This window comes from Nitrospira moscoviensis (assembly GCF_001273775.1).
GTDB classification, from domain to species: domain Bacteria; phylum Nitrospirota; class Nitrospiria; order Nitrospirales; family Nitrospiraceae; genus Nitrospira_D; species Nitrospira_D moscoviensis.
In genome coordinates, this window is the sequence record NZ_CP011801.1 from 537955 (window position 1) to 556479 (window position 18525).

An 18525-nucleotide genomic window follows, 5' to 3' on the forward strand; every position below is an offset into this window, starting at 1 on the left:
CCGTCAGTCGCGAGAGTAGGTGATCGGGATGCGCATCACGATCTGCGGGCGATCCAAGGTCTGTTCGAGCGGCAATGGAAACGCCCGCTGCACCAGCAGCATGGCTTCCCGATCGATACGCTCCAGTCCGGAGCTGGTGACGATTTCCGCTTCCACCAAATCGCCGGCGCTGGAGACGACCGCCTTAACCAACACTTTGAGCTCGGCCTGGTTGAAGGACGGCCGCGACGACCGCTTGAGTTCCTCCAAACGGCGCGACAAGGTTCGTTGGAGCCAGCCGTAGTCCGCCGGCGCTTTCGATGATCCGACCGGCGCGGCCATGCGGGCGGTCGAATCAGAGGCGGATGGAAGGGCCGCCATCAAATCGGATACGCGGCTCGATTCAACAGGAACAGCGGTTCCCGGATCTGAGCTCGGCGCCGATGGTTCGGCCGGCGGAGGGGACGGCCGGCTGGACGGAGATTCACGAGCGACCAAGGGTTCATGCATGGCCGGAGCGGAAGGAGGCGCGGGTGCGGGAACAAGGGATTCCGCCGTCGCAGTCGGCGTGAAGATCTCAGCGGGCGGCGTGCCTTGGGAAATGTTGTGCGATGGAGGAACCGCCTGTGGCATGAGGCCAGGCGGAGCCGGCTGCAGTTCTTGCGGCACAGGAACGTTGTGTGCCACGGGCGGCGGCTCCTGGGCCGGTATGTGATGGACCGGCTCAGCCTCCGGAATCGCTTCCGGTGAGGGGGACAAGGTGGACGGGATGATCGGCTGCTCCGGCACCGGCGCATGAGTCGGGGTTGCCGCACGTGTCGCGGCGGTTGCGACAGCCGGTTGCGGCGTCTCTGCGGCTTCGTTGCGCGCCGGTGAGAACCCGGTTTGCCGGACGGAATGCGCCGCTTCCGCCGGCTGATCCTCCTCTGATGGCGTGGTGGCGGCTGAGAGGTCTGCGCCGATCGGCGACAGGCGGTCGACGAGCGTCACGTCCCAGCGGAAGGGTGTCGTGCCCATGGGAAGACGGGCCTGCAACGCGACATGCCACAGGCCGGCCAACAGCAACCCATGCCCCGCCAGCGAGCAGAGCCAGGCTTTCCACTCTCGTCCGCACGAGATACCGATCTGGGCCATGGGCCTTCGTTCCTGCAACCGGCGAGGGGGCAAGCAGAGCCCACCCCCTCGCCTCAGCTACAGATTGACCGGTTCCGTGTCTTCCGGCGTGGTCGGCGCCAGTTGCGCCAATTCCGTGGTCGGCTCGGCCGTCTCGGAGGCAGACGACGCCGCCTGCATGACGGAGCTGGTAAAGGAATCGGCTGCGCCGGTCGTGCCGGTCCCGCCGCCGTCGGCGGACCCGGTAGTGGTGTCATCGCTGCTGCAGCCGCCGATCAGGAGCACGAGTCCGATCAGTGTGATCCAATGTGAGCGTGTCATGGAACCTCCTTACTGCGGCGTCGCGCTCTGCGGTGAGCCGGGAATCGGCGTGGCCAAATACGGAAACTGTTCCGAGAATGAGGAAATGGGAATGCGTGTTTGGTCGGTAAAGGGCTGCTGTCCGGACGGCGACGAAGGCAAGAGGTAGCCCATGGCCACACGGAGTTCGATGTCAACGACATCGTCGATCGGCCGCCGGCCGTTCGGGAATCCGGCCGGGTCGCAACCGGGATTGTTCAGCGTCAGCGTCCCGTTCACGAAACAGAGCGCGGCACCCAATACGTTCTGTTGTGACGCCGGTGTTGCGGGGATGCTCGTATTGAGCCGCAACATTTCGCCCGGCGTCGGATTCGCCGTGATTTGGTTCACCCCCTGAACGCCGGTCAAAAAGACGGCGACCAAGTCGTTCCGGGGAAACGTATTGGGAGCCTGCACCGACGGAAACAGGGTTTGGATGAGTGCCGGCAGGGTGGGATTCGTCACATACGTGAGGAATTGCGCATCGTTTTCCGGCTTGGAAGCGTTGAATTTGTCCTTGTCCGGCAGGCCGATGACCACTTCATTCACCAGCGGCATGCCGAGGCGCGAGACTTGGGTCCAGGCTCCTCCTTCGACGGTCGGCCGGTCGAAGGTCGGCTGCGGGCGCAGCACGCGGGCCTGGCGCAGACTGGACGTCATCCATCCGCCGATGACCGGACTGTTCGCATCGCGCCGGAGGCAGGCGATCGGGACTTCCAAAATGAACGACGTGATGTTCTTGTCGTCGAGAATGTTCCGCTTGGCGTCCGGCGGGCCGAGCGGATCCAGATTGATCAAGTCAAAGATCTCTCCCAGATTGACGTAGAACGATTCTTTCCGTTGGCCGACGAAGACCCGGCCTTGTCCGGCATCGCATCCGGGCCAGTTCACGGTGTGGATCTGGGCGGTGGCAAAGGCGGCGTAGCCGGGAATCGACTTCTGTCCGATGTTGTCCGTCGGTTTCAGAAACCCATTCGGGCCGGGGGCGTTCACCCGTTGCCGCTGGCCTGTTCTTCTATTGCCGCGAACCACGTCGAGCGTATAGGTCTCTGTCATATTCAAATTCTGCAGGTTGCCGGCGGAAATGGGTCCGATGTTGATCAACGGGACCGGCACATTCTGCCCGCCCACCGGAACCGTGAGACCTCTGAGCGTATTCTGGAAGCGGAACTGGAACGTGATGTCTTCCTTCGCGTCGCCGGTGTTGTCGATGTGAATCTCGTACAGGGCGTCCGGATCGAGGAAGAAATAGTTCGGTCCGCCGTAGGCGTCTTGCAGCGGCAACCAGTTGGCGATGATGGTCACGAATCCGTCCCGCCCGGATTCATAGCTGCGGAACATGTAAAAATCCGTGCCGTCCACTTTCGGTAGTTCCGTAATCAGCGGCGCCTCGCGGTGGCTGGAGGCCCCGGCGGTGATCGGCGACCACGCCCACCAGGCCAGGCTTGCCGCGGCGCAGGCGGCGGCGAGCTTCGTGCCCATTGTCCATATTCGCCTTCGGTTCCCTCGACTGTTCATTCCATCCCTCCTTGGTCGGTCGTGCGGTGCTGTCTGCCGTATCGCCGTCAACTCCACTACGCAATGCACACCGGTTTGGATGTGCGCCCTCTCTCGCGCGAAGTCCCGGCATGAATCCATCCGTTGCCTCAGACTCGTAGCCCAGACACCTCCTTCTCACGATCGCGCATCGCGATCGTGTCGAGACATGAGAATTACACGTAGGCACTCTGCTGACTAGGATGGACACTAAAAGAGAACCCCGGCGATACGGACTAGGGAATCCCCTGGTCCGGTCCCAAAAAACACCTACCGACATAATGCTGTTGACCGCTTCAAATTGTGCGTGCTATCAAAACAAAAATCGTGCTACTGGAGGACGCGGTATGGCGCGCGTGGTCCGGTTCGGCGTGTCCCTCGACGAGCGGTTGCTGAAGGAGTTCGATCGGCATATCAAGCGCCGCAAGTACACCAGCCGCTCGGAGGCGCTCCGGGATTTGATCCGGGACAATCTCGTCGGGCGGGAATGGGATCAGGACAAAGAGACCGTCGGCACGATCACGTTCGTCTACGACCACCATGTGCGCGACCTCACCGGCAAGCTGACCCATCTTCAGCACGATTTCCAGGGCCACATCCTGGCCGGCATGCACGTGCATCTGGATCACGACCACTGCCTGGAGGTCCTGGTGGTCAAGGGGCGCGGGTCGGAAATACGGAAGATCGCCGACGCCCTGGTGAGCGTGAAAGGCGTCAAGCACGGCAAGCTCACCATGACGACGACGGGGAAGGACCTGCGCTAACGTGGCCGGTTGGAGAGGAATTGCGGCTGCGGCCGCCGGGCTGGCCCTCGTCTTCGTATGGGTCCGGGCTCCCGTCTTTGCACATGATCCCGATGCGCCGGAGGTCGATCTTCCCGAGGTGTCCGTCGTCGGCGAACGTCCCGTGGCGGCCTCCTCCCAACTATTCATTCCGGATCAGGAAATTCTCCTCCAGCCGCAAGGACGTCCGGCGCAGGTGCTTCGGCTGATTCCCGGCTTCATCGCCGTGGAACATTCCGGCGGCGCCGGCAAGGCGGATCAATATTTCCTGCGCGGGTTCGACGCCGACCACGGCACCGACGTCGCGTTCTTCAACGACGGGATGCCGATCAATCTGCGTTCGCATGCGCACGGGCAGGGCTATACCGACTTGAACTTCATCATTCCCGAGACGATCGAAGGGCTGGATGTGACCAAAGGAGCCTACCTGCCGGAAGTCGGCGACTTCGCCACGGCCGGCGCTGTGAATTTTCGAACGAGGCAGGTGGTCACGGAAGGCGTCGTCCAGGCCGCCGGAGGGCAATTCGATACCCAGCGGTACCTCCTCATGGTCTCGCCGACGAAAGAGAAAGTCCGCACGTTGTTCGCCGGCGAGGGATATTACACGAACGGGCCCTTTCAGAGCGACAATCGGTATTTCCGGGCGAATCTGCTCGCCAAGGCCACGACGAACCTGTCGCCGCGCGATGAGCTGAGCGTGACGGGGACCTTTCATAAGGCACAATGGAACGCGTCCGGAGAAATCCCCCTGCGGGCCGTCGCCGACGGATCGCTCGACCGCTTCGGCGCCATCGATCCGTCCGAGGGCGGGCGCACCCTGCGGACCACCGGGCGGTTGAACTACCATTACGATGCCGTCTCCGGCGGCGAATTTTTTGCGAATATCTACGGCCAGTATTACCGGCTGGACCTGTTCACCAACTTCACATTTTTTCTCAACGATCCGATCAATGGCGACGGCATCTACCAGTTCGACCGGCGCGTGATGTACGGAGGAGACGTCGGATACAAGCAGCGCGGCGACGTCCTTGGCCTGCCGAGCGCCGGCACGATTGGATTTCAAACCAGAGTGGACGACATCCGCACGCGGCTCGGCACACAAACTCGACGCGCGTTGACCGGCATCACGACGGCCAGCGATATCCTGGAAGCCTCTTATGCGCCCTTCGTCAAAGCCGAGGTGCAGCCGGCCTCGTGGCTGCGTCTGGCCGGGGGACTGCGTGCGGAGACCGTTACGTTCGACGTGCGGAATCTGTGCGACACCTGTCTGGAGCAGCCGGCCGGACACAGGAGCTCCACCATCGTCTTGCCGAAGGCCAATGTCATTCTCGGGCCCTGGTTCCGCACGGAGGTCTTCCTGAACTACGGGGAGGGCTATCATAGCAACGATGCACGGGCCGTGGTGACCCCCGCCTCATCGCCGTTCGCCCGCGCCAGGACCTATGAGGTCGGGTTGCGTTCCAAACCCTGGGGATCCGACGGTCTCGAACTGACGGCCACCGCGTGGGGCATCGACCTGCAATCCGAGTTGGTCTTTGTGGGCGACGAGGGCACGACCGAGATCCGGGGTCCGACCAGACGGCGCGGCGTAGAGGTGGCGGCGCGGGGCCAAGTCTGGGGGCCGCTCTATTTCAACGGCAGCGTTACCTGGACCCACGCCGAGTTTCGCAACGGCGATGCGATTCCGCTGGCGCCCGAATATACGGCATACGGCCAGTTGTTGCTCCACTGGCCGGAGGGCCTGCGCTCCCAATTGCAAGCGACGTATCTGGGTGTCCGGCCGTTGATTGAAGATCGCAGTGCCAAGGCGCCCTCCTGGCTCGACGTGGATCTGTCGGAGCGGTACCTCCTGCCCATCCAATTGCCGCACGGCCGGCTGGAAGCGTTTTTCTATATCCAGAATCTGCTCGATACCAAATGGGAGCAGGCGACGTTCTTCTTTGAATCGCGCCTGCGCAATGAAGCGGCCGGTGTCGGCGACATCCACTTCGTGCCGGGGAATCCGCGGACGTTCTTCGGCGGGCTGGCGTGGTACTTTTAGCGGCTGCTGAAAACGCCGTTCAACGGCGTTCTCGGTCGCGTGCCTCCCTGCGACGTACCCCATCGGGAAAGGAGCCGCCTTGGCGGCTCCGGGCGCGGCGGGTGAGAAGGGTACGCCTCAGTCGTCCCGCTTCCTGCGGCCTCGCCGGGAAGGACGCGTCTTGGCGCGCCGGGATGGGTGGGTGAGAAAGAGGACGTTTTGAGCAGCCGCTGCTAATCAGGTACATTGACGAGACATGTCCTTGTCTAAATCCGGAACCATTCTTTCTCGCGACTATTTTGAGCGCTCCACCCTGACGGTTGCGCGGTCGCTTGTCGGCAAGTATCTGGTGCGCGAGAACGGGACAGGGACGATGGCGGGGAAAATCGTCGAAACGGAAGCCTATATCGGACCGCATGATTTGGCCTGCCATGCGTCCAGGGGCAGGACGCAGCGCACCGACGTGCTGTTCGGACCTCCGGGGATTTCCTATGTCTATATGATTTACGGGATGTATTACTGTCTGAACGTCGTGACGGAACGGGAGCACTATCCGGCCGCCGTCTTGATCCGGGCCATCGAGGTGGACGGCACGCTCATCGACGGACCGGGACGCCTGTGCCGTACGCTCGCCATCGACCGCACGCTCAATCGGATCGACATGACGATCGGCCGACAGCTTTGGTTCGAAGACCGAGGGCCACGCGTCCCCTCGCGCCTGGTGGAGGCCCATCCGCGCATCGGCGTGGACTATGCGGGTGAATGGGCCCACAAGCCGTTCCGATTCCGCCTGCAGACTCGGGCGAAACGTTCCCGCCGCTGAAAACAACGAGGGGATGCGGCCGCGCGGCCGCATCCCCTCGTGTCGCCCGTTGATGAGATGCGAGGAACTAGTCGATCTTGCGATCGCCGGTGATCTTGGTCGCGGAGGTCACGGGCGGCGCGATCTGGATCTGCGGGCCCTGGACTTTCGGGAGCCGGCCCGCGCCCTCGCTCGCCGTGATGCGCTCATTGTCCATCTTCTTCAGATCCTGTTTGACGTGCTTGTCATCGAACGCCGCCGCCTTCAGCAGGGTGGATTCTCCGCGCGCATCCGACTGACCCGGGTCATTCGCCGTCGGCTGGCCGTTGACGGGGCTCCCGCTGTTCTTCATCGGATACCCTTCGTGCTTCGGGAGAAGCGCCGGGTTGGCCGAGGCCATCGACAGCATGAACAGCACACCGGACAATGTCGCAACCGTGCCGATTACAAGCTTCATACTCCTACTCCTTTGAAAATGGTGGCCGGAGAATGCGTTTAAGAAAACGATCAACGCCTGGGACAATCCCGAGTGGGCGGGATGATAGCCAGGGGGGGCCGTTTCTGTCAAGCGAAGAAAGAAGGGGGGCAGGCACCATTGTCGGAACGACCCGTAGGGCGCTGCGCGCAAATGGTGCCTGACCCCTTAATGGCGGCGTGGGGGCCGCCGGCCGCGTCCGCGATGGCGGAAGGCGGGGCCGCGGCTGACGCCGGGAAGCCGAATCGTGACGGTGGTGCCTTCCCCCGGCGCGCTGCCGATGGCGATCGATCCGCCATGCTCCTCGACGATCTTCTTGACCGTGGCGAGGCCCAGGCCGGTGCCCGAGCGCTTGGTGGTGAAAAACGGCTCGAAGACCTTGTCGAGGATCTCGGACGGGATCGGGGCGCCGTCGTTCTTGATCAGGATTTGGACTTCGATACCGCGGCCGGCGCGGTGCTGGGTGATCTGGATGTGGAGGTGGCCGCCCGGGGTCATGGCCTCACAGGCGTTTTTGAAGATGCTCAGAAACACCTGCTGCAGCTTCGCTTCGTCTGCGCGGACCGGGGCGATGACGTTGGCGTAGTCCTTGGTGACGTGGATGCGGGTGACTTCCAGGTCGGTGCCCACGACGACCAGCGCGCTTTCCAGCACCTCGGGGATGCGGCACAGCCGGCGATTAAGCTCCAACGGTTTGGCGAAATCGAGGATCTCGTTCAGGATCGCTTCGACGCGGATCAAGTCGCGCATGGCGTTTTCGACCCGCGTCTGCGGATCGAAATCGAGAATCCCCTCGCCGGTCACTTCCTCCAGCTGCGCGCGGATCGAGGCGAGCGGCTCACGGATCTCGGTGGCCAGGAAGGCGCTGAACTCGCCGATCGCCGCTTGGCGTTCCTGTTTGCGGATGATGGGTTCCGATGAGGCGGCCGTCACGGGCTGCGGCACGGCCGGATCCGTATCGCTCGCGGGGACAGGGGTCGGGGGTGGGGCGGCCGGCGCCTGCAACAGGTCCGCGAGCTTGAGAATGACGGGCTCGAGCGTCCGCGCATCCGTCGGCTGGTACCGCGCCGCCTCTTTCGATCCCAGGGTAAGCGTGCCGCCGACTTGACCGCGCACGAAAAAGGGGACGACCAGCGAGGACAAATACCGATCCTTATAGAGATGCTTGTGATCGAGGAAGCGGCCCTGGGTCGAGGCCAGGTCATGGTCGACGCGCGGTTTGCGATGGCGCACGGCCCAGCCCGCAGCGGAGCTGTCGAGCGCCAGCCGGAAACCCGGTTTCAGGTCCTTCTTATGGTCCTTCTGCTCGCTTTTCACGTCTCCGGCCATCCCGAGGACTTCCACGTTCCCTGCGAGCGGATCGTAGCAGCAGGCCCAGGCCCGGTCGTACGGCACGTACTGATTCGCCTCCGCGAGCACCGCTTCGATCTTGCTCTGCAGCTCGGGCGTACAGTGCGAGGCCGGAGCGGGAAAGATTTCCGCGCTGCTGGGCGGGGCGGGAACGGGCTCCTGCGACACATAGGACCGGCTCAAGACCGCGTTCGTGTCGAACAGTCCTTCGCGCTCGAGCGATTTGGTGATGGCGTCGCTCGCCTGCTCCATCATGGCCTTGTCTTTCTTGGCGAAGGTCGCCCCTTCTTTCCGGCCGATGACCAGATAACCGTAGGTGCGCTGACGATGGCGCAGCGGGACGCCCAAGAGCGATTTGGCGCCGGGGGTGATCAGCCGCAGCCGCATGGTGCGCCCGCCGTCCTGTTCCGGTCCGCCTGCCGCCAGGACGGCCGAGGATTGGGTGGAGAGGGTGCGAAGAATGGCTTGCACGTCCCGCGGCGTGAATCCCCGCGCGGTATGGCCGACCAGCGGCCCCTTTTCCTGGTGGAAAATCGCCGCCAGCGCGGCATCCATCGCCAGGTCATTGAGCGCGGAATTCAGCGTGCGTTGCAGATGGGTCTCGGGGGCGGCTTTCGGCTGAGTTGCTGAAGTGGTCATGAACGCCATCAATTGTCCGATCGGGGCCGCATTGTAGCAACCGCGGAAGGGCACTGCAATCAAGGATTGATGATTTTCGGAGGACGCCGGTCGACCTCGATGTGGTCGATCGGCCGGTCGATCAACCAACTGTTCAAAATCGTCGTGACCAGACTGATGACGAGCGCGCCGCCCGCTGCGGACCAGAAGCCGCCGACCGTAAAGCCTTTGACGAGGTAGGCGGTCAGCTCCAGCAGCAGCGCATTCAGCACGACGAGAAAGAGGCCCAGCGTGAACACGATCAAGGGGAGGGTCAAGACGAACAGGACGGGCCGGAGAACGAGGTTCAAAATAGTCAGGACCAGGACGGCCGCCAGACCTGCGCTGACGCTGTCCGTTTCGATGCCGGGGACGATGGCCACGGCCAAAAAGACGGCGACACCGGTGACCAGCACGCGCGTGATAATTCTCCGCGTCCCTCCGTGAAAGGGCGATTCGTGGACCATCCGGGCAAAGTGAATCTGCGGCATCCGTCCCTCTACTGCCCCTACTGCCCCGACGCCGCCGGCGCGCTCTTGGCGGCCGAGTAGTGCACGTCCGTCGCGATCAGCGTCTTCTTGTCCTTCTCGTCTTTCGTGGCCTCGATCACCACGCGGTCGCCGACCGACGGCGGCTCGGTGGATTTGGGATTCCCTTTGGCCTTGAAGCGCGTCTGCTTCGTGAGCGCCACCGAAACCGTGGCGCCTTTCGGCGTTTTGACCTCGATGTGCGTGGCGTCGATGGCGGTGACGGTGCCCAACACATGCTGGCCGCTGCCGTGGGCCGACGCCGTGGCGGCGGCGACGAGCAGCGTGAGCGCGATGATGGCGGATCGAACCATGATGGAACTCCGTTTTAAGATGAGGTTATCAGTGATGATGATCGGAAGCGGCCGGCGCACCGGCGGTCTCGTCGCCTTGGAGGAATCGGTCGAAGGAGGCCTCCTCGTCCAGCTGGTGCTTGGTCTTCGGATTCAAGGTCTTCATCAGTTCCAGCTCGTCGGCCGCCAGTTGCGGGAGATGCCGGATAAAGTGCACCAGCTTCCAGCTGTCGAGGTCTTGGTCGGGATCCCCTTCCCCCCACGCCGGCATCCCGGTAAAGCGGATCCCGTTGTGGATGACCCAGAAGAGCTCCCCGTCGGACATCGTCTGGGTCGCCGGTTCGCGCAGATCCGGCGCTTTGGGATAGACGTTCTTGCCGATGGGCGTCTGCCCGCTGCCGTCGTTGGCATGGCAGATGGCGCAGTGGTCGGCGAAATGCGCCAGCCCCTCCTGCGCGACCTCCGGCGTGAGCGGCACCGGGTTCGGCTTGTTGCGATCGGCCAGCGGGATGGCCAGATAGCGCAGTTTCCGGGCGATCCAGACTTCGAGCGCATGCGGTTCCGCCTTGGCGCTGAATCCCGTCGTAAACGTGAGATAGCCGAACCAGCCGAGAACCCCGACGATCGCGACCCCGACGATCACCAGCCCCGTGACGATCTTCGCCCGCATGCCCACCTCGCCACCACTATACAAACTCTGCCGGCCCAATGCTACTGACCCGCCGCGCCGTCCACCGGCAGAAGACGCGCCGCAAGCAGCGCCGTGATCGGCAGATACATCAACGTGCCGGTCGCGCCCAATAAGGATTCGCCGATCCAAAACGTGACGCCGAGATTGAACAGGAGCACGCCGTAATACAAGCCGACGCCGAGCAGCAGGCGCCGCGTGACGGAGGCGGAGGCCCGCGCCGGCAACGCGGACAGCCGGCGGTCCATCGAGAAATAGAGCGTCAGCGAAATGAACCCCACGACGGCCCAGCCGACGTAATTGGCGAGCGGCACGCCGAAATGGATGCCGGGGTCGGGATAATAATAAATCTTCCCGAGAAACCACCGGTCGCCGCGTAGCGCGACGGGATCGATCACCATGTCGATCCAGGCGAAGAACAGAGCGGTGAGCAGCAGAACCGGCCACCCGGTGCGAGCGGTCAGGTCGAATCGCAGCGGCAGCGGCCGCGCGGCCCCGCTCGGCGCTCGATCGGGCGGGAGCAGAAAACAGAGGGCGAGACAGTACGCCGCATAGAGCAGAAAGCTGAACGAGAGAGAATCCATGAACGGGATGTTTGCGATGTACAGCTCTTGTCCCACCGTCGAGCCGTTGTAGTGATACCAGCCGAAGGGAATGCCGGTGCGCGTGGAGGAGAATTCGCAGACGAAGGCCGTGAGCCAGCTGATCAGCCACAACCGCCAGGTCCTCGCCCAGCCGAGCAGTTGAACGGCGGCAACGAGAAACGCGGCGAGGAAGAGGAAGACGTAGGGGCGGAAGATGATCGTCTTGATCAGTAACGTGATGACGTCCATTGGCAGAAGTGATGGGTGAAGGGTGATGGGTGATGAGTGGCCCGACCGTTAAACTCGTCACGCATCACTCGTCACTCCGCACTGTTTCTAAGCGTAGCCGTGATCGCGGAACCAGCGCACCGCCTTTTCCAGCGCCACTTCCGGCGGCGTCTGGGGAATGCCGAGCTCGCGGATAGCTTTGCTGCAGTCGTAGTGCATTTTGTACTTCGCCATCTTCACGCCTTCGAGCGGGATGCGGGGCGGGATGCCGGTCATTTGCGCGAACGCGAGATTGGCGTACGCCAGCGGGAGGACGAATCCCCGGGGCAGTTTCACGGAGGGCGCTTTGACGCCCGTCAAGCGGCTCAGGATCTCGAAGACTTCGCGCAACGTGAGATTCTTCGTCCCCAGGATATACCGTTCCCCGATGCGGCCCTTCTCCATGGCGAGCAGATGGCCTGCCGCCACATCATCCACATCTACGATGTTCATGCCGGTGTCGATATACGCCCACATGCGGCCCTTCATGAAATCGACGATCACCTGGCCGGTCGGCGTCGGTCTCACGTCGCCCTTGCCGACCGGGGCGCTGGGGTTGACGATGACGACGGGCAGGCCGGCCTTGGCGAGCGTCAGCACGTCCTGTTCGGCCAGATATTTGGACCGCTTGTAATGGCCGGCCATCTGCGACAGGGACACGGGCGTATCTTCCGTGCCCGGTCCGCCGTCCGGCGGCAGTCCGATCGCGCCGATGGTGCTGCAATAGACGATCCGTTCCGTCCCGGCGTCGCGGGCCGCTTCCAGGATGTTTCTGGTGCCGGTGACGTTCACGTCGTAAAAAATCGACGGGTCCCGCGCCCACAGGGCATAGTGGGCGGCGACGTGGTAGAGGTGCCGGCAGCCGGACAAGGCCTTCTGGAGTGAATCCTTATCGCGCAGGTCGCCGTAGACACCGTCGATCTTGAACTGTTGAAGATTTGAAAAGTCGCTGTTCCGGCGGGCCAACACCCGTACGTCGACACCCGCCTTGATCAACGCGCGGACGACTGCCGCGCCGACAAACCCGGTGGCGCCTGTGACCAATGCTCTCATGGGGAAGTGACGAGTGATGAGTGATGAGTGATGAGTTGGGACGCGAGTCGAAGGCTACGACGCAGTGTTCTTATCACTGATCACCCATCACTGATCACTCATCACTTAGTTTTTGCGCGCCGTGATATACCACGCGAGCTTGCGCAGCGGATCGGCGGAGGGACCGAAGGAAGCCAGCCGGGCGATGGCGCGCGTGACGCAGTCGTCCGCCAGCTTCCGGGCGCCTTCGACGCCGTAGAAGGCCGGATAGGTCTTCTTGCCGCGCTCGGCATCCGTATTGGGATTTTTGCCCAGTTCTTCCCGCGTACCCGTCACGTTCAACACGTCGTCGGCGATCTGAAAAGCCAGCCCGATGTCCTCGGCGTAGCCCGTGAGGTCGTCCAATTGGCGATCCGTAGCCCCGGCGGCGATCGCGCCCATGCGGACGGCGGCGCGAATGAGCATGCCGGTTTTGTGCTTGTGGATGTTCTGCAGCGTCGGCAAATCGATGTCCTTGTTCTCGGCCTGAATGTCGAAGACCTGGCCGCCGACCATTCCCACATTCCCCGATCCATAGGCCAATTCCTGAATCAACCGCACCTGCCGCTGCGGTTCGCACCCCTTCATCAGGTCGGGCCGGCTGCACCAATCGAACGCCATGGTCAAGAGCGCGTCGCCGGCCAGGATCGCCATCGCCTCGCCGTAGACTTTATGGTTCGTCGGTTTGCCGCGGCGGAAATCGTCGTTGTCCATCGACGGCAGATCGTCGTGGATCAGCGAATAGGTATGGATCAATTCCAGCGAACAGGCCACGGCCATGATGCCGGGCGGCGTTGCGGCGCAGACCGACTCGGCGGCGGCGATGGCAAGAATGGGCCGCACCCGCTTCCCGCCCGCCATGAGGCTGTACCGCATACTCTCGTGCAACGTTGTCGGCGGCGTGTCGGCCCGCGGCGCGACTGCGTCAAGGAAGCGATCGACCTCGATGCGCTTTTGCTCCAGATAGTCCTTAATGTCCATGGAAGTGGTGCACTAGTTGTGACCGGTGCCGAACCGGCGCGGAGAGTAGCAAACGAGTGCATGGGAGTCAAACCGACAGAGGCATCAACCATGAGTGATTGGTCATCTGTCAAAACGGAGAGCCGGATGATTTCGATCAAAGAAACAGGTATCCTTCTGCGGCTGTTTCATAAATTGAAGGGCTCATGGGCAAAGGCCAAGGGGTCAGCAGAGTTCGCTGATAAACATGGGATGGATTTTGGGCGGCTTGTTATTGCACGCAAGAAAGATAAACTGTGGCAATCGGCCGATCTCAATGAAATGAAAACCCGGGCTAAGGCCCGCCGCATGCAGTCATCCAGCGATTTGGAAAGTTTATTTGTCTAGCTGAACGAGCGGTTGGGCGTAGCAGCTTCCAGCTTTTATAGCGGCTTCTGGTGCAAGCCAGGAGAAGAACCGCCCTCTGACAGGCAGTGGCAGAGGAAACAGCCTGTTGAAGACCTTCTGATTGGCGCCCTAGATTGGACTAAGAAATTGGTGTGATCAAAATTTGTGACCAGCTTGCAGTGGGGCGCAGCGTAAAAATCGAAGGTTCAGTGCTGGGTCAGACCCAGACTATCTTGCGAGATAATTTTTGATAGTCGCCAGGAACTCGCCGGCTTCGGACACACGTTTATCGACCCGCTCTCGTTCTGGATGGAACCAGGCATCGTAGTCAGCTAGAAAACGATCATCTTGTTCTTCAGCGAGAATCTTTGCCAGGCGAACGGCCAGCTTGCCTGGCTTGACCAGATGCAGACCGAACAGTCGACGGACGGAACGATGAGATGAGACCGTGACCCCTTCGGCAAGTAACGCCGCGCGGGCAGCGTGGAGAATGGCGTAATAGGCGCGCGAGAGAGCGTCTTCGAGAAAGTCCTTTGCGAGTAGGGATTCAGCGGCCTGGAGAGAACGTTGGGCTCGCAGGAACTCAGCCTGCACCTCCTCAGCACGGGAGGGTTGCGTCATACGGCTATGCCTTCACGCTCCACGTTGGCGAGGAATGTCGAGCCCGATGCTTTTCGTCCGTTGTACTGCTGTTGGCTCATGACTTGAGTAGAGAGGACGAGACCATGCTCGATTTCCAGTTCGTATCCGATATCCCGTATGTCGTCTCCCCGTCTCCAATCCTCCGACCGGATGACGGCCAGCAGATCGATGTCCGAGTCGGCAGTGGCCTCACCGCGTGCGTGCGAGCCGAACATGAGCAGCCGGACCAATTCTCCCGGAAACCGATGCTCGATCCGACGTTTAAACTCCTTGATGACCGGTTCTCCTCGCAGCCCCTTGTCCATAGGAGGTTCCTCTCGGTATTGTACGTGTGAAGCGTAGAGATTCGTCCGAGGTCTGTCAAGGTTCCTTGCCGATCTCTTCCGTGCCGATCCGCTGAGCCGTGAGATAACTGACCTCCGCTCCTTGTATTTCTTCCAACCGCTTCGCTATACTTCCTCTCCCATGAGCATCCGAAAGGCCGGCGGCGACTGGGAGCCGATGCTGCTCCCCATCGAGCCGCGCCATTGCAAGGTCTGCCAGCAAGGATTGTATCGGGACAAGACGATGTTCCGCGGCGGCTGGTCCCGCTGCACCGTGTGCGACGAATTCGTCCATTATAGTTGCCTCGCCAGCGGCAAAGTCTCGTTCCTGAAGGCCCGTCCGCGGATCTGCAAGGCGTGCCGCGCCGCTCAGGAAGGCATCTCCGCCCCTTCCCCGACGAAGGTCGACACGCCGGTCCCCGTCGGGTCGTGACGCCTCAACCCGGATCCGGTCCCCCTCGCGCGGCTCGCGACGGGCACAAGATTCTGGCCGAGACCATCAGGCTGGTCCTGGCGCCGGCGGTCTTGCTGTTCAGCGGATTTTTCACCGCCAATTTTCTGATCAGCGGCCAATACACCTGGCCGAGAACGAGCCGCGTCTTCGCGCTCACCCTCACGATCGCCATCCTGTCCTACGAATTCATTTACAAGGAGCAGCTGGCCCGGGGTGCGACGGTGGACGGCGCCAGACGCGTCGTGCTGTACTCGTGTATCATTCCCTACATGGCGGGCGTGCTGCTCATGGTCGCCTTGTGGAAACTCTGAGGAGTCGGAGCCCCGGCGATGACGCAGATCATTCGAAGCGGCGCGTTTCTCCAGCAATGTTGGTCGGTCCATCCCCTATGCGTGCAAATCAAACGAATGGCGGGTGACCGGACGCTCGTCCTTATCTGTACGTCCTGCAAATCCGCGCATCATCTCGCGCTCGGGATGGTGACGCCGCAGGAGTCGGCCGCGCAGGCTCCCACCGGATCGGCGGCCGGCGGCGCGGCCGATCGGGGAGCGGCGCTGTTGACCGACTGCGTCGCTCGGCACCAGGCGGCGCTGACGCTCCGCGACATGGACGTGTTTCAGGATCTGGTGCGTTTCCGCTGCGCCGAGTGCCGCCGTCACTACGAGGTGACGGTGTCGTCGTTCGAGACGCATCAACGCTGACGCGCCGCCATGCCCGCCGACCCGCCTTGCGTCTTGTCAGCCGACGAAACGGCTCTCCTGGCCGATGATCAGTTCTTCCGCAAGAAAGCCGCCATCGGCGCCAAGATCCGCGGCATGCTGGAGGCGACGGAGCAGGCGCTGAAACAGGAAGTGGCCGCTGCGCGGCTCTTGGCGCCGCCCGGCTTCGATATGCGCAATCGGCAGCTCGTCAAGGGCGAGCACCTCGAAGACTTTCCCTATCAGTATCTCGATTGCCCCAAGCACTTCGACGGAGTGGAGAAGTTCACCTTTCGCACGCTGGTCTGGTGGGGCCATCATGTCGCCTGCGCGATGTTGCTCGAAGGCGCGGGGCTCCGGCAGTACAAAAAGCATATCGTCGAGCGCTTCCATCAGCTCGCGGGGCGCGAGCTGGAGCTGTCGCTCGCCCCGACGCTGTGGGAATGGAAGCGCGGGGAAGGCTATACGCTGCCCATCACGCACGATCGGAAGGCCCAGATCGCCGCCGTGCTGGCTGAACGGTCGTTCGTGAAAATCATCCGATGCCTGCCGCTCACCGATCCACGGTTGCAAGGGGGCCAGTTGCCGCAGTTCAGCCGCGACACCTTCCGCGCCCTGCTCCCCATTGTGGCGGCCTGAGCCCGGTGCCCGCGTCCCGCACGATTGTCTCCGTTGAACAACTTGGGTAGACTGGCGCGCGTCGCCGTGCACTTGTCTACGTTGAGGAGGGATCACGTGAAACGATCGCATGTGTCAACCGCCTGTGTGCTCGTGTGGGTATCGCTCATGGCAGGGTGCGCCGGAAAAGGCGAGGTCCGGTATCTCGATCTCTCGATCAAGCCACCGTCGGCGCAAATGGCCGCGGCCGAACCGGTGAAGATCGTGATCGAGCCGTTCGAAGACCGCCGGTCGGAGAAAGGCCGTATCGGCATGCGCAGCCATCTCTGGGGCGGTGTGACCTATTTCGACATCGCCGGCGAGCGGCCGGGCGAATTCATCGCCCAGACGCTCGCCGATCGGCTGAAAACCCGCGGCTGGCACGAGCGGGCCTGGAACGCGCGCGTGGCGCCGGCCGGATCGGCGACCGACGCCGATATCGTCATCACCGGCGTGGTGCAGGATTTTTCCGCGAACGCCAAGAGCCGGGTGTTTTCCACCGTGATCAATACGAGCAGCAAGCTGACGATCCAAGCCAAGAATCAGGCGGACCGGAGCACCACGACGCGGAGCGTCGAGAACTCGCAGACGAAAACGGTCTTCTGGTTCAGCGAGGATGATGTGGAGGAGCTGCTGGCCGCCACCTTGAAAGATGGCATCGACCGCTTGATCGCTGATACGATGATTGAGCAGCGGAGCCTGAGGCCGGCGCACTAACCCCTTGTGGCGCGTCGCTCGTGAAGCGTCGCTCCTATGTGCTAAGCGGCCGAAGAGGCCGGGGGCCCCCCTTGCGCTTCACGCTTCACGAGTTCCGTGCGTTCTCTCCGAGGCGTATGTATGCGTGAGCGGCGGTGGGAAACGACGCAGCCCATGAGCTTCGCGCAGGCGCTGGCGGTCGGCGAGCGGCTGGCGGCCTTGGGGTTGAAACCCGCGGCCCCGGCCAACGACGTCATCTGCTACGTCGAAGAATGGACCGTTACGTCGCCTGAAGATTTCGACCACCTCGACCCCTGGGCGACGGAAGACGCGACGCTGGTCCACGTCCGGGAACACTGGCGCGGCGATTTTTTCCTCCTGGCCGGCGCCTACCACACGGTCTATCAACGGTATCAGGACGTCGGCACGTACTGTTCGGTCAGCCATCCGTGGCGGACGCGCGAGCCGCTGCGTCTCCATGAACCCAAACACATGTTGTGGCTCGGCTTTCGGCACGCGCATTCCTTCGTCCGCGTCCGGCTGCAGACCAGCCAGGTCATCACACCGGGCGAGACACGGGGGGATGCCGAGCGGGGCCGCTGGCTGGACGAACGGCGCGCGGCCTTCCTCGATGCCATCGCGGTGTTGGAGTTGCCGGTCGAAACCGCGGTCGAAAAAGACGCGGTCGTGTTGCGGCCGCACGATCAGTCGATTCCGTTCTTTTGCTCCTGGCCCGACGCATTCGGCCCCTGCCAGTTCGAGTACAATACCTCGGACGCGTTCGAATTCCTGGTGCCCGCGAGCAAGCTGGCGGCGACGCTCGCCCCGGAACCCGCCGGCGTCCGCGCTTATCTGACCGGGTTTTCGGAAGAAGCCCTTGCGGAGTTCCAATCCATCGAAGCGGGCGTCCGCTTCGCGTACCGCTGTTCGGTTCATTGCCCGCTCGACGACTTGCCGGAGGTGTTATCGGCCATTCACCCCGACGGCCGGCTCTATGCCACTCTCTGCGAATTCCAGACGCAGGAGCTCGTCCCGGAGGGCGAGGACGCGTCCGCCATCATCGGGATCGTCGGATTCAATGGATCGTTTCAAATCGAAGCCCGCCTGAATCGTGCGCCGCTCGCAGAAGAGGCGATGGCCGGGTGGCTGGAGCGGGTCATCGGTCATCCGGTCGTCTATGCGCCGCTGCCGGCTTTCGTGTAACGGCATACGAGAACCGATTTTT

The 18525-nt window shown here is 62.6% G+C and carries 23 protein-coding genes; 10 read left to right on the forward strand and 13 right to left on the reverse strand.

Going from position 1 to position 18525, the window contains the following annotated elements; translation table 11 throughout:
- Positions 1-3: 3 nt before the first annotated feature.
- The 3 genes from NITMOv2_RS02575 to NITMOv2_RS02585 are packed head-to-tail and all read right to left on the reverse strand — an operon-like array spanning position 4 to position 2913.
- Complete coding sequence (locus NITMOv2_RS02575) at positions 4-1113, reverse strand: TonB family protein (RefSeq protein WP_053378405.1); 1110 nt, start codon at positions 1111-1113, stop codon at positions 4-6.
- 57 nt (positions 1114-1170) lie between these two features.
- Entirely contained in the window at positions 1171-1413 is a 243-nt protein-coding gene (locus tag NITMOv2_RS02580) for a hypothetical protein (protein ID WP_053378406.1), read from the reverse strand.
- Between the two features lie 9 nt (positions 1414-1422).
- Positions 1423-2913 (reverse strand): DUF4331 domain-containing protein, encoded by a 1491-nt coding sequence (locus tag NITMOv2_RS02585; RefSeq protein WP_053378407.1) that lies wholly within the window; start codon positions 2911-2913, stop codon positions 1423-1425.
- Positions 2914-3314: 401 nt separating this feature from the next.
- Here NITMOv2_RS02585 and nikR point away from each other — a divergent pair, with 401 nt between their 5' ends.
- From nikR to NITMOv2_RS02600, 3 genes are all read left to right on the forward strand, one after another.
- Positions 3315-3731 carry a nickel-responsive transcriptional regulator NikR gene (gene nikR, locus NITMOv2_RS02590; RefSeq protein ID WP_053378408.1) on the forward strand — a complete coding sequence of 139 codons (417 nt, stop codon included), beginning with the start codon at positions 3315-3317 and terminating at the stop codon, positions 3729-3731.
- 1 nt (position 3732) lies between these two features.
- Positions 3733-5790 (forward strand): TonB-dependent receptor, encoded by a 2058-nt coding sequence (locus NITMOv2_RS02595; RefSeq protein ID WP_053378409.1) that lies wholly within the window; start codon positions 3733-3735, stop codon positions 5788-5790.
- A 241-nt stretch (positions 5791-6031) separates the two neighbouring features.
- Positions 6032-6592 carry a DNA-3-methyladenine glycosylase gene (locus tag NITMOv2_RS02600; RefSeq protein WP_238590442.1) on the forward strand — a complete coding sequence of 187 codons (561 nt, stop codon included), beginning with the start codon at positions 6032-6034 and terminating at the stop codon, positions 6590-6592.
- A 67-nt stretch (positions 6593-6659) separates the two neighbouring features.
- On the opposite strand, the gene NITMOv2_RS02605 is transcribed toward NITMOv2_RS02600, so the two are convergent.
- The 8 genes from NITMOv2_RS02605 to NITMOv2_RS02640 form a co-directional block, all read right to left on the reverse strand.
- A complete protein-coding gene (locus NITMOv2_RS02605; protein ID WP_053378411.1) occupies positions 6660-7028 on the reverse strand; it encodes a hypothetical protein in 369 nt (122 codons plus the stop codon).
- Between the two features lie 186 nt (positions 7029-7214).
- Complete coding sequence (locus NITMOv2_RS02610; RefSeq protein ID WP_187299347.1) at positions 7215-9035, reverse strand: ATP-binding protein; 1821 nt, start codon at positions 9033-9035, stop codon at positions 7215-7217.
- 59 nt (positions 9036-9094) lie between these two features.
- Complete coding sequence (locus tag NITMOv2_RS02615) at positions 9095-9544, reverse strand: phage holin family protein (RefSeq protein ID WP_202967300.1); 450 nt, start codon at positions 9542-9544, stop codon at positions 9095-9097.
- Positions 9545-9561: 17 nt separating this feature from the next.
- Complete coding sequence (locus tag NITMOv2_RS02620) at positions 9562-9894, reverse strand: DUF5666 domain-containing protein (RefSeq protein ID WP_053378413.1); 333 nt, start codon at positions 9892-9894, stop codon at positions 9562-9564.
- Positions 9895-9922: 28 nt separating this feature from the next.
- Positions 9923-10543 carry a c-type cytochrome gene (locus NITMOv2_RS02625; protein WP_053378414.1) on the reverse strand — a complete coding sequence of 207 codons (621 nt, stop codon included), beginning with the start codon at positions 10541-10543 and terminating at the stop codon, positions 9923-9925.
- A 41-nt stretch (positions 10544-10584) separates the two neighbouring features.
- Positions 10585-11394 (reverse strand): carotenoid biosynthesis protein, encoded by an 810-nt coding sequence (locus NITMOv2_RS02630; RefSeq protein WP_053378415.1) that lies wholly within the window; start codon positions 11392-11394, stop codon positions 10585-10587.
- 87 nt (positions 11395-11481) lie between these two features.
- Complete coding sequence (gene hpnA / locus NITMOv2_RS02635; protein ID WP_053378416.1) at positions 11482-12465, reverse strand: hopanoid-associated sugar epimerase; 984 nt, start codon at positions 12463-12465, stop codon at positions 11482-11484.
- A 105-nt stretch (positions 12466-12570) separates the two neighbouring features.
- The gene (locus NITMOv2_RS02640) at positions 12571-13464 is read right to left on the reverse strand and encodes a polyprenyl synthetase family protein (RefSeq protein ID WP_053378417.1); all 894 of its coding nucleotides are present in this window, start codon (positions 13462-13464) and stop codon (positions 12571-12573) included.
- A gap of 60 nt (positions 13465-13524) precedes the next feature.
- Here NITMOv2_RS02640 and NITMOv2_RS02645 point away from each other — a divergent pair, with 60 nt between their 5' ends.
- Positions 13525-13830, forward strand: a complete 306-nt coding sequence (locus tag NITMOv2_RS02645) for a hypothetical protein (RefSeq protein WP_145976145.1) — start codon at positions 13525-13527, stop codon at positions 13828-13830.
- Positions 13831-14058: 228 nt separating this feature from the next.
- On the opposite strand, the gene NITMOv2_RS02650 is transcribed toward NITMOv2_RS02645, so the two are convergent.
- Both NITMOv2_RS02650 and NITMOv2_RS02655 read right to left on the reverse strand, forming a co-directional pair.
- Positions 14059-14451, reverse strand: coding sequence for a HEPN domain-containing protein (locus NITMOv2_RS02650; RefSeq protein WP_053378419.1), 393 nt, complete (start codon positions 14449-14451; stop codon positions 14059-14061).
- Entirely contained in the window at positions 14448-14777 is a 330-nt protein-coding gene (locus NITMOv2_RS02655) for a nucleotidyltransferase domain-containing protein (RefSeq protein ID WP_053378420.1), read from the reverse strand. The genes NITMOv2_RS02650 and NITMOv2_RS02655 overlap by 4 nt, the downstream gene beginning before the upstream one ends.
- 160 nt (positions 14778-14937) lie before the next feature.
- Here NITMOv2_RS02655 and NITMOv2_RS02660 point away from each other — a divergent pair, with 160 nt between their 5' ends.
- The 6 genes from NITMOv2_RS02660 (at position 14938) to NITMOv2_RS02685 (ending at position 18503) form a co-directional block, all read left to right on the forward strand.
- Positions 14938-15228, forward strand: a complete 291-nt coding sequence (locus tag NITMOv2_RS02660) for a hypothetical protein (RefSeq protein WP_145976146.1) — start codon at positions 14938-14940, stop codon at positions 15226-15228.
- Positions 15225-15560: a hypothetical protein gene (locus tag NITMOv2_RS02665; RefSeq protein WP_053378422.1), complete on the forward strand. Its 336-nt coding sequence runs from the start codon at positions 15225-15227 to the stop codon at positions 15558-15560. Before NITMOv2_RS02660 ends, NITMOv2_RS02665 begins: the two co-directional genes overlap by 4 nt.
- Before the next feature lie 18 nt (positions 15561-15578).
- Positions 15579-15950, forward strand: coding sequence for a hypothetical protein (locus NITMOv2_RS02670; protein ID WP_053378423.1), 372 nt, complete (start codon positions 15579-15581; stop codon positions 15948-15950).
- Positions 15951-15959: 9 nt separating this feature from the next.
- Positions 15960-16586 carry a hypothetical protein gene (locus NITMOv2_RS02675; protein ID WP_053378424.1) on the forward strand — a complete coding sequence of 209 codons (627 nt, stop codon included), beginning with the start codon at positions 15960-15962 and terminating at the stop codon, positions 16584-16586.
- A gap of 96 nt (positions 16587-16682) precedes the next feature.
- On the forward strand, positions 16683-17321 hold the full coding sequence (locus NITMOv2_RS02680; RefSeq protein ID WP_053378425.1) for a YajG family lipoprotein: 639 nt from the start codon (positions 16683-16685) through the stop codon (positions 17319-17321).
- A 120-nt stretch (positions 17322-17441) separates the two neighbouring features.
- Positions 17442-18503, forward strand: coding sequence for a hypothetical protein (locus tag NITMOv2_RS02685; protein WP_053378426.1), 1062 nt, complete (start codon positions 17442-17444; stop codon positions 18501-18503).
- The last annotated feature ends 22 nt before the right edge of the window (positions 18504-18525 follow it).

What these genes read in the sequence shown, in the direction of transcription:
- NITMOv2_RS02575 (WP_053378405.1), bottom strand. Translation starts at nt 1,113, where the DNA reads ATGGCCCAGATCGGTATCTCGTGCGGACGAGAGTGGAAAGCCTGGCTC.
- NITMOv2_RS02580 (WP_053378406.1), bottom strand. Translation starts at nt 1,413, where the DNA reads ATGACACGCTCACATTGGATCACACTGATCGGACTCGTGCTCCTGATC.
- NITMOv2_RS02585 (WP_053378407.1), bottom strand. Translation starts at nt 2,913, where the DNA reads ATGGGCACGAAGCTCGCCGCCGCCTGCGCCGCGGCAAGCCTGGCCTGG.
- nikR (WP_053378408.1), top strand. Translation starts at nt 3,315, where the DNA reads ATGGCGCGCGTGGTCCGGTTCGGCGTGTCCCTCGACGAGCGGTTGCTG.
- NITMOv2_RS02605 (WP_053378411.1), bottom strand. Translation starts at nt 7,028, where the DNA reads ATGAAGCTTGTAATCGGCACGGTTGCGACATTGTCCGGTGTGCTGTTC.
- NITMOv2_RS02610 (WP_187299347.1), bottom strand. Translation starts at nt 9,035, where the DNA reads ATGACCACTTCAGCAACTCAGCCGAAAGCCGCCCCCGAGACCCATCTG.
- NITMOv2_RS02615 (WP_202967300.1), bottom strand. Translation starts at nt 9,544, where the DNA reads ATGCCGCAGATTCACTTTGCCCGGATGGTCCACGAATCGCCCTTTCAC.
- NITMOv2_RS02620 (WP_053378413.1), bottom strand. Translation starts at nt 9,894, where the DNA reads ATGGTTCGATCCGCCATCATCGCGCTCACGCTGCTCGTCGCCGCCGCC.
- NITMOv2_RS02625 (WP_053378414.1), bottom strand. Translation starts at nt 10,543, where the DNA reads ATGCGGGCGAAGATCGTCACGGGGCTGGTGATCGTCGGGGTCGCGATC.
- NITMOv2_RS02630 (WP_053378415.1), bottom strand. Translation starts at nt 11,394, where the DNA reads ATGGACGTCATCACGTTACTGATCAAGACGATCATCTTCCGCCCCTAC.
- hpnA (WP_053378416.1), bottom strand. Translation starts at nt 12,465, where the DNA reads ATGAGAGCATTGGTCACAGGCGCCACCGGGTTTGTCGGCGCGGCAGTC.
- NITMOv2_RS02640 (WP_053378417.1), bottom strand. Translation starts at nt 13,464, where the DNA reads ATGGACATTAAGGACTATCTGGAGCAAAAGCGCATCGAGGTCGATCGC.
- NITMOv2_RS02645 (WP_145976145.1), top strand. Translation starts at nt 13,525, where the DNA reads ATGGGAGTCAAACCGACAGAGGCATCAACCATGAGTGATTGGTCATCT.
- NITMOv2_RS02650 (WP_053378419.1), bottom strand. Translation starts at nt 14,451, where the DNA reads ATGACGCAACCCTCCCGTGCTGAGGAGGTGCAGGCTGAGTTCCTGCGA.
- NITMOv2_RS02655 (WP_053378420.1), bottom strand. Translation starts at nt 14,777, where the DNA reads ATGGACAAGGGGCTGCGAGGAGAACCGGTCATCAAGGAGTTTAAACGT.
- NITMOv2_RS02660 (WP_145976146.1), top strand. Translation starts at nt 14,938, where the DNA reads ATGAGCATCCGAAAGGCCGGCGGCGACTGGGAGCCGATGCTGCTCCCC.
- NITMOv2_RS02670 (WP_053378423.1), top strand. Translation starts at nt 15,579, where the DNA reads ATGACGCAGATCATTCGAAGCGGCGCGTTTCTCCAGCAATGTTGGTCG.
- NITMOv2_RS02675 (WP_053378424.1), top strand. Translation starts at nt 15,960, where the DNA reads ATGCCCGCCGACCCGCCTTGCGTCTTGTCAGCCGACGAAACGGCTCTC.
- NITMOv2_RS02685 (WP_053378426.1), top strand. Translation starts at nt 17,442, where the DNA reads ATGCGTGAGCGGCGGTGGGAAACGACGCAGCCCATGAGCTTCGCGCAG.